Annotated in this window: 10 protein-coding genes and 1 pseudogene; 4 read left to right on the top strand and 7 right to left on the bottom strand. The window is 64.3% G+C overall.

Going from position 1 to position 8,522, the window contains the following annotated elements:
- From AC1D1G_RS37210 to AC1D1G_RS37220, 3 genes and pseudogenes are all read left to right on the top strand, one after another.
- A pseudogene (locus tag AC1D1G_RS37210) lies at positions 1 to 213 on the top strand (hypothetical protein); the annotation flags it as partial.
- Between the two features lie 93 nt (positions 214 to 306).
- Positions 307 to 825 (top strand): alpha/beta hydrolase family protein, encoded by a 519-nt coding sequence (locus AC1D1G_RS37215; RefSeq protein WP_477956076.1) that lies wholly within the window; start codon positions 307 to 309, stop codon positions 823 to 825.
- Positions 826 to 889: 64 nt separating this feature from the next.
- Positions 890 to 1,138, top strand: a complete 249-nt coding sequence (locus AC1D1G_RS37220; RefSeq protein ID WP_283352115.1) for an NIPSNAP family protein — start codon at positions 890 to 892, stop codon at positions 1,136 to 1,138.
- A 21-nt stretch (positions 1,139 to 1,159) separates the two neighbouring features.
- Here the strand turns inward: AC1D1G_RS37220 and zigA are convergent, their stop codons facing one another.
- The 6 genes from zigA to AC1D1G_RS37250 form a co-directional block, all read right to left on the bottom strand.
- A complete protein-coding gene (zigA, locus tag AC1D1G_RS37225; RefSeq protein WP_477956077.1) occupies positions 1,160 to 2,386 on the bottom strand; it encodes a zinc metallochaperone GTPase ZigA in 1,227 nt (408 codons plus the stop codon).
- Between the two features lie 99 nt (positions 2,387 to 2,485).
- Positions 2,486 to 3,124, bottom strand: coding sequence for a nitrile hydratase subunit beta (gene nthB / locus AC1D1G_RS37230; RefSeq protein ID WP_283333954.1), 639 nt, complete (start codon positions 3,122 to 3,124; stop codon positions 2,486 to 2,488).
- A 26-nt stretch (positions 3,125 to 3,150) separates the two neighbouring features.
- A complete protein-coding gene (gene nthA, locus AC1D1G_RS37235) occupies positions 3,151 to 3,774 on the bottom strand; it encodes a nitrile hydratase subunit alpha (protein ID WP_477956078.1) in 624 nt (207 codons plus the stop codon).
- A gap of 72 nt (positions 3,775 to 3,846) precedes the next feature.
- On the bottom strand, positions 3,847 to 5,406 hold the full coding sequence (locus AC1D1G_RS37240; RefSeq protein ID WP_477956079.1) for an amidase: 1,560 nt from the start codon (positions 5,404 to 5,406) through the stop codon (positions 3,847 to 3,849).
- Positions 5,406 to 6,479: an aliphatic aldoxime dehydratase gene (gene oxdA / locus AC1D1G_RS37245; protein ID WP_317569727.1), complete on the bottom strand. Its 1,074-nt coding sequence runs from the start codon at positions 6,477 to 6,479 to the stop codon at positions 5,406 to 5,408. Before oxdA ends, AC1D1G_RS37240 begins: the two co-directional genes overlap by 1 nt.
- Before the next feature lie 146 nt (positions 6,480 to 6,625).
- Positions 6,626 to 6,835, bottom strand: coding sequence for a hypothetical protein (locus AC1D1G_RS37250; protein ID WP_317569728.1), 210 nt, complete (start codon positions 6,833 to 6,835; stop codon positions 6,626 to 6,628).
- Positions 6,836 to 7,214: 379 nt separating this feature from the next.
- Between AC1D1G_RS37250 and AC1D1G_RS37255 the strand changes: the two genes are divergently transcribed.
- Complete coding sequence (locus AC1D1G_RS37255; RefSeq protein WP_317569729.1) at positions 7,215 to 8,261, top strand: helix-turn-helix domain-containing protein; 1,047 nt, start codon at positions 7,215 to 7,217, stop codon at positions 8,259 to 8,261.
- A gap of 95 nt (positions 8,262 to 8,356) precedes the next feature.
- Here the strand turns inward: AC1D1G_RS37255 and AC1D1G_RS37260 are convergent.
- On the bottom strand, positions 8,357 to 8,522 hold a 166-nt coding region (locus AC1D1G_RS37260), incomplete at its 5' end, for a citrate/2-methylcitrate synthase (protein WP_477956080.1).

Raw genomic sequence — 8,522 nt, forward strand, 5'->3', positions numbered from 1 at the left:
ACTGCAACCCAGGGCTTCCCGCACGGTCTCGGCGGCGCCGACGACGTCATTGCGATGCCGCTGCAGTGCTCGACCCAATGGGACGGTCTCGGGCACATCTTCGACCACGGACGGGCCTGGAACGGGCGCCGGGCAGGGCAGGTCGTCACCTCGCAGGGCGATCAGGTCACCGGCGCCGTCGGCGCCCCGGTCAACCCGATTGCGATCAAGTGAGCACGACCATGCAACAGGGCAGGTTGGCCGGGAAGGTCGCGGTGCTCACCGGCACCGCCTGCGCAAGGCCGGGAGGCGGCGTTGCGTTTCGTCATGGCCCACGAAGTCGACCTCGTGTTCCTCCCGATCAAACATGCCTGGAAGTACCTGGCGCAGTCGGCGAATGCGTCTGTGATCCTGGTCGGATCCACGGCCGGGGTGACCGGTTCGGTCACCAACACCCGGCTCGCGCACACCGCCTCCAAGGGTGCGGTGGTCGCGATGACGAAACAGCTCGCGGCGGAGGGCTGCCCCGGCAGCGGCGAAGCACTGCGCCTGCAGGGACTCACAGCGCATATCGCCACCGAGGAATGGGCCGCCGCTTGTGTGGACTATCTCGAGACGATCGACACCCTCGATGCCGACCGAATCGGTCTCGTCGGCTGGTCTCTCGGCGGCTACTACGCACCGCGGGCGGCCGCGTTCGCGAAGGCGTGGGGTGCCAACCACGACTGGGGCAAGGTACAGCGTCGTCGCGTCGACCGTGAGGGCGAACACCCGGTGCCGCACTACTGGGAACATGTGATGTGGGTATGGGGCCATGACGACCTGGCCCCCGTCGCCGGTAGCTGAGACACAATCTGGTCGGGGGCCATTTGGGTTGACGGCCTAATGGCCCGCCGTGAAAGGACGCAGCATGTTCGAACTGAAGACCTACACCCTGCGCACCGCCGAAACACTCGACCAGCACGCGAACGTTCACTGGCCCCGGCATATCAGCAGCCTCGGCAAGCACGGGATCACCACCCATGGAATCTGGACAGAACACAGCGACGATTCGCACCGGCTGATCGCGCTCGTCTCCTACCGGCCCGACGCCGACATCGAGCAGGTCACCCGCGACTTCATTACCAGTCCTATGGGGATTCGCGAGGTGGTTGCGTAGGAACTCGAGGTGGTGTCGGGGTCAGGCGGTGTGTGTTTGGGCAACGGTGCTGGTGACCTGGTCGGTATGGTCGTCGCCGAGTGGGTCGGGCCATGTTGTCCAGGTGTCGGGGCCGAGTTCGATCTCGGCGGTGGTCAGCAGACACGCGTCGAGTTGGTGGCGCAGTGCGTCGGGGTCGATTCCCTGGCCGATGAAGACCAGCTCTTGCCGGCAGTCACCAACTGGTTCTTCCCATTTGCCGAGAATCCCCGCGCGGCGGTAGTCGTCCTCAGGCCAGTAGGTTTCGGGCAGGAACTTCCACCAGCGTCCGACGTAGCCGTGTCGGATCAGGTGGCCGGCCTGGGAGATGCTGCCGATTTCGGTGAATCGGCTTGCGTTCCAGTAATAGCCTTTGGCACGCAGAAGACGACCGTTGGTCCATTCGCTGGTGAGGAACTGGTGCAGCCGCCCGGGGTGGAAGGGGGCGCGTTCACGGTAGACGAGGGAACTGATTCCGTATTCCTCCGTCTCGGGGGTGTGTTCGCCCTGTAATTCTTGGAGCCAGCCGGGTGCCTGGGCGGCCTTCTCCAAGGAGAACAGGCCGGTGTCCAAGATGGTGTCGAGGGGGATCTGGCCGTGGGACATCGACTGTATGCGCGCAGTGGGGTTGAGTGAGCGCAGGACTGCGGTCAGTTCGGTCAGGTGCTCCGACGTGACGAGGTCGGCTTTGCTGACCAAAATGACATCCGCGAACTCGATCTGATCGACCAGCAGGTCGGAGATATCGCGTTCGTCGTCGGGTGCGTCGGTCTGGACGCGGCCGCCGGTCTGGTAGTCGTGAAGGAAGCTGTGGGCGTCGACGACGGTCACCATGGTGTCCAGGCGGGCGATATCTGCCAGAGCGTGTCCGTCGGTGTCGATGAAGGTGAACGTTTCAGCGACCGGTAGCGGCTCGGAGATGCCGGACGATTCGATCAAAAGGTAGTCGAATCGTCCATCGGCGGCCAGCGCACTGATTTCCGCGAGAAGGTCCTCGCGCRGGGTGCAGCAGATGCAGCCGTTGGTCATCTCGACGAGCTTCTCTTGTGAACGGCTCAGTGAGATCTCCCGTTCGACTTCGGCGCTGTCGATGTTGATCTCGCTCATGTCGTTGACGATGACGGCGACCCGCCGTCCCTCCCGGTTTCGCAGGACCTGGTTGAGGAGGGTGGTTTTACCTGCACCCAGAAATCCTGACAGCACGGTGACAGGAAGTCGTGTGTCGGCCATTGTTCGGAGTCCTTCCGACGGTCGGGGAGATCCCGGCTAGGGAGGGCGTGGGCGGGAACGCGAACCCGCCCACGCCGTTGGTGACAGTGCGGCAGCGGGTCAGGCTGCCGGTTCGAGGTACCCCTCGAACAGGTCGACTACGACGCTGCCGGCGTCGGTGTCGTCTCCGAACAGGTCCTCGGCCGCGAACGTGACGTGGTAGGTCGGTTCCTCCCCGGCGTCAGCGCGGCCGTGGCCGATGGCGTCGGGGAACGGCCATTTCTCGCCGGTGCGGTGGGTGACGGTCCCGACCCTGCCGCGGCAGTAGGCGGGCATCCGGATATGACCGGGAACGTACTCGTCGCGGACCCGGACACGCTGCCCGACCTCGAAGGTGGTGGTGTCGGCGCGGGCAGGACGTCCCTCCGACTCGGCCGGCCGGGACAGGGGGAACGGGCCCCCGGCGAGGACTTCGAGCTCGTCGTGGGTGAGGATTCCCTTCTCGACCATGAGGGTGGCAACGCCGATGACGTACCTCTCGTAATAGGGCGTCATCATGTAGTGGCGCGGTTCCATCCGTTCGACGACGTGGCGGACCTCGTCGACACTGAATGCCCCCAGATCCGCCGCTCCGAGGAAGAGCAGGCTGTAGGGCAGGTGTTCCCACTCGGCGTGGAAGGTGGGGCCGATGTCGGCGTCGACGGTGTGGGGCACCTTGCCGAATCCTTGAACACCGGCGAGATCGTGTACTCCATCCATGGGTCTATCTCCTTCGGTTCGGTGGTTCAGTTGGCCGGGACGTGCGGGACAGCGACCCCAATGAGGCAGTCCTTGGTCACGATCTGTTGCAGTTGCTCTCGGCTCCAGCCTTCGGTGCCGGCCGGCCGCTGGGGGAGCACGATGTAGCGGGTCTCGGCTGTGGTGTCGTACACGCGGATCTCGACATCCTCCGGGATGTCGGTGCCCATCTCCGACAGCACTTTTCGAGGTTCACGGACGACGCGGGCGCGGTACTCGAAGCTCTTGTACCAGGTCGGCGGCAACCCGAGGATGGGCCACGCGGTGCACGAGCACAGGGAGCATACGATGACGTTCTTGAGGGTGGGGGTGTCTTCGAGCGCCACGATGTATTCGCCCTGCGGTCCCAGATAGCCGTACTGGTCCACGGCCGCGGTGCCGTCGGTGAGGAGCAGGTCGCGGAATTCCGGGTCGGTCCAAGCTCGCGCAACGAGTTCGGCGCCGCGTTTCGGGCTGAACTCCTCCTCGAAGGTCTTCTTCCACCCTTCGGTGTAACCCTCCGGGACCAGACCCTTTCCGTCGAGCGCACGGAACAGGGCCCACGCGCGATCCGACGCCGGCGCTTGAGCTGGTGCCGCGTTGTCTGGTGTGTGTTCGATCGTTGCCGACATTGTTTCCACTTTCTGTAGGGGCTGATACTTGTGAAGTGGTGGTGTGAGTGGGCGGGCAGGACGCGCCTTGTCTCAGGCGAGACTCAGACGTGCATTGGTAGCCGGTTGGCCGGTCGCCGTGGGGAAGACGCCGCGGATATGTTCGAACGCGTGGCCGGCGCGTAAGACCGTTGCGTCGTCGAATCGTTTCCCGATGATCATCATTCCGACGGGAAGGCCGTTCACCAGACCTGCCGGCACTGACAGGGCGGGGTGGCCGGTGACATCGAATGGGGCGGTGTTCGCGATCATTCCGAGGGCTTTGGTGACGTAGGTGACCCGGTCCACATCCTGCGCCGGTAGTTCGGAGGCAACGTAGGGCAGGGTCGGCATGACCAGGACGTCGTAGCTCTCCAGCGCCGCATCGTAGGCGGCGCGAGCGCGCGGTACCAGGTTGCGGGCCTTGCCGTAGCTCGATCCGCCCAACGCGGTGACACCGTGATGGCCGCACAAGGCAACGAGTTTGACGGTTTCGGACAGGGCATCAGCGTGCTGGATGCGGTGCTGCGCAAAGTACGCCATCAGTTCGGGGTCGTAGAGGCCGTCTGCGTTGAGGCCGTAGCCGTTGCCGTCGAGCATCTGATAGGCGCCGCCGTCGGTGGCGATCACGTTCCACACGTGGAACGCGTGCAGATGCCACGGAACGCTCACCTCGTCGACCACGCCACCAGCCTCGGTGAAGCGGTGTGCAGCCGCACGGACCGCATCATCGACCTCCGGCTGTGAGATCGCGTGCCCGAATCCCTGGCTCACGACGCCGACCCGCAGGCCGTCGATCCCGGAGTCGAGGGTCGACAAGTAATCATCCACCACGAGGTTGTCCGGCTGGCGGGGATCGTGGCCGTCACGGCCGGCGATCACCGACAGAAGCAGGGCCGCGTCTTCGACCGTTCGGGTGATGGGCCCGAGATGATCGATCGTGCGCTCGATGGGGAAGGCACCGGTGTAGGGGACCAGCCCGAACGTGGGCTTGTGACCGACTACGCCACAGAATGCGGCCGGAATGCGGATCGACCCACCCTGGTCGCCGCCGATCGCGAGATCGACATCGCCGGCCGCGACGAGGGCGGCGCTGCCACCGGAAGATCCACCGGCCTCGCGGTCAGGGTCCCACGGGTTGCGCACCGGACCGGTGGCCGGGGTGAAGCTCGAACCGGAAAAGCACAGATCCTCACACACCGCCTTGCCCGCCACCGTGGCGCCGGCGTCGAGCAGTCGGGTGACCACGGTTGCATCACGGGTGGGAACGAACCCCTCCAACGATCGCGATCCGTTCATCATGGGCACGCCGGCCACGGTCACGTTGTCCTTGATCGCCACCCGCCGGCCGGTCAGCGGCCCACCCGGCGCGGTCGAGATGCTCGTGGTTACATACCATGCGCCCAAGGGATTGTCGCTCGCATCAGGTGTCGCATGATCGCGGGAGGGTGCCGAGAAACTCTCGTCCGCATACAGGTCGTCGACTACGTCGTACGAACCGAGCGCGCCATCGACCAAGCCTGCGAACTCCAGCCGAGTCGCAGCATCAAAATGTAGGCCGTAATGATCTGCGGCAGAACCGATTGCGTCGTCGTTCGGTCGGATGACTGTCATCAGGTGGTGCTCCTCACGTGCTTGACCGGTTGGGCGTCGCGCATCATGCCGGTCTGGGGGTGGCAGTTGATGTACTCGTACAGCTGGTTGCACGCGTCGAACACCGAGACCTCGTGATAGAGCCGAAGTTTTGACAGGCCCGCGGCGACGCGGAAGAAGGTGGTGAAGATTCGCAGATGGGTCGGATGGGATTCTGCCCAGCGCTCGAGTTTGTCGAGCGAACCCCAATGGCCGATGTTGTAGCTCAGATCGAGATAATTCCCATCCAGATCGATGTTGCGCACGAACCTGTTGCTGTAGCAGCCCACCGACTCGCCGTTGGCGCGAAGAAAATCCATGCCCTGCTGCAAGGTCGGGAGAATTTCCTCGAGATACAGGGCGCGCTCTTCGGATTCGGCATCCTTCCAATCCTGGCCGGACCGAATCAGCGCGATATTGTCGTGGCCTTGTACCACCACACGGCCACCCGCAGCAGGATCGCCGCTGATCACCCGCAGATCGCCCGAGGGCTGCATCCAGTCATTCTGGGAGATCGGGAAACGTTCGCGCATCGAACCCCAGTACCCGTGTTCGTTGATCTCGCCGCTGATCCCGTCCATGACAGCGCCGACACCGGGGAGGTGGTCCTGAAAGGCGTAGAGCGTTTCGAATTGCTCGGCCCGCGGGGCAACGATCTCGCGGAAGTAGCCAAGTCCCTCGGACAGTCGTTCATTCGATGCCCACCAGTCGGCCGTGGCTGAGCCTTGTATCCAACGAGTATGGGCAGCAACGTCTTTCCAGTATCCGACGACAATCAGATTCTCGTAGCCCTGATTGTCCACATGATGGGTCAGGTCGTGGTGCAACGGGCCGTCGTCGAGATCGAAGCCGGCAACGATGTCGCGCATGGCCGCAAGCGCGGCTGGGCGTTGCTGGTCGCCGCGGAACTGCACGCCGAGATACGCCATGACCACCTGCTGCAGGCGCTCGTCAGCGCGTCCCACCCACATCGGGAAAGGGGGTTGGTAGTCGTCGGGCACACGCCGAGTCAAGCTCCGCGGACATGTGAGATGGTCGCCGATTGCAGATTCCATGAAGACTCCTCATTCATGAGTTGGGGCTTGCCGAGAACGTTCGGCAACTCGGTTGGTGATCGAAACTACCGCGCTGTCCCGGTGTGGATTTGACTGCGAGCGACAGGTAGTTCGACGATCAGCGACACTCGGCGCCGATCCTGTGGTCACTGCCGGAGAGCTGTGGCGCCGAAGTCGTCGGCGTACACGCTGTCGTCGTGTGCACCCGCCAAGTGTGCGTGCAGCGCCAGTGACCGTCGATGGGCTCGTGTCGTCGCGATTCTGCTGACACCGTCCCTCAGGTCGGCCGGCCAACGGTAGGGGCGGATCAGCGTTCGGAGAAGTGCCAAGACAGCGTCGAGCAGCAGGAGTGGCATGCTATCTCGCTCCGCGAGGAGCGATTACTCCGTAGGGGTCCACAGCGTGACGAACGGCGATGACTTCCATAGTTTGTCCTTCTGTCTACATCGACGATCCGCTAGCGGCCGGGACGAGGAATCGTCAATCGGTCCAGGATGTCCCGTGAGCCATCCGGGTCTTTCCGGCGTACTCGAACGGTAGGAGCTTCCGGGTCGTGATGTTTGACGCTCAGCGACTACCCCCTTTGCACTCCGCGACATCGTCATGGCGGGGGCGGAACCACTGGCCGGAATTCACAGGGTTCGCGTGTTTCTTCCGCGTAAATAGGTGAGCGCGCGTTGACATGCGGTTTCCCCGCTCATAGCGTGAGGTTCACGCGAGGAGAGGGAGCTGTTCATGACGTCGTTGCCACCGCCTGATGGCGACCTCGTGCATGGGGACTGCTCGGATTGCCGGCCCGCGAACACACCGGTGCGGCAACCGTCACTGTCGCGCGCCGGGTCGACACCTCAGCAGCGCCGCGAGGTGGTTCGGACCACCGCGCTCGGCACCTGGATCGACACGATCCGCGACACCTTCGTTGCGCTGGATATCGATCCCGCCGAGCCCACGCACTTCACCGGCGCGGTCCATACCCGGCATTTCGCGCACCTGATGGCTGCCGACGTCACCGCGACATCGCAATCCTTCCGCCGAACGGCGAGGCTTGCCAACCGCCACCCACTCGATTTGATGCAGATCGGCATGGTTGTCGCGGGTGAGGGCCAGCTCATCCAGGACGGACGTACCTGCATTCTCGGCCCGGGTGATTTCGCCCTCTACGAGACCTCACGACCCTTTACCTGGAACCTGCATCCGGACTGGCACCTGCGAGTGTTCACCTGGCCGCGCACCTCGGTGTCGCTCACCGAGAGCCAGTCACAGCAGTTGACAGCGCGGACCGTCAGCTCCACTTCCCCTGTGGGACAGTTACTGTCACCAATGTTGTCCAGGCTCCTCGTCGCCGACGGGGAGGTCTCCTCCGGAGGCGCGATCGGGCTCGCCGGCGGTTTGGCCGACCTGGCCATCACCGCGGCGCAGGAGGAATGTCAGCCCGACGATCCAGATGCCGCCATGCGGGAGTTGCACGCGAACATGGTGCAGTACATCGGACAGCACCTCGACGACCCGGACCTGTCCCCGTCCGGCATCGCTCAGGCCTTCTTCGTTTCCACCAGAACCGTCCACAGGGTGTTCGCGCGCTTCGACGCAACCGCTGCTGCCACGATTCGCGAACACCGACTCGAGGCTTGCCGCCAATCGATGGTGGCCCCACGCAACATCCCCCGATCCCTCACCGACATCGCAGCCCAGTTCGGGTTCATCGATCTGTCCGTATTCAGCAGAGCATTCACGGCGACCTACGGCATCAGTCCGAGCCGCTACCGCGAACAGCACCGATGATCGAGGCCCGAGGGCCCATCCGCCGCCAGTAGGCGCCCGCCCGCGGACGGCGTCTTTACGCGGCGCGGCGTCGCGTTTCTCGGCGGTGTCGATTTCTACGTCGAGGCGATCTGGTCCCAGCCGCCGACGGATTCGGGGGTGCGGGGTGCGGGTCCGGTGTAGATGGCGGCGGGGCGGACGAGCTTGCCGAGACGCTTCTGCTCGAGGATGTGGGCGCACCAGCCGGCGGTGCGGCCGCAGGTGAACATCGCGGGCATCATG

This window comes from Rhodococcus sp. P3_B8, assembly GCF_056402775.1.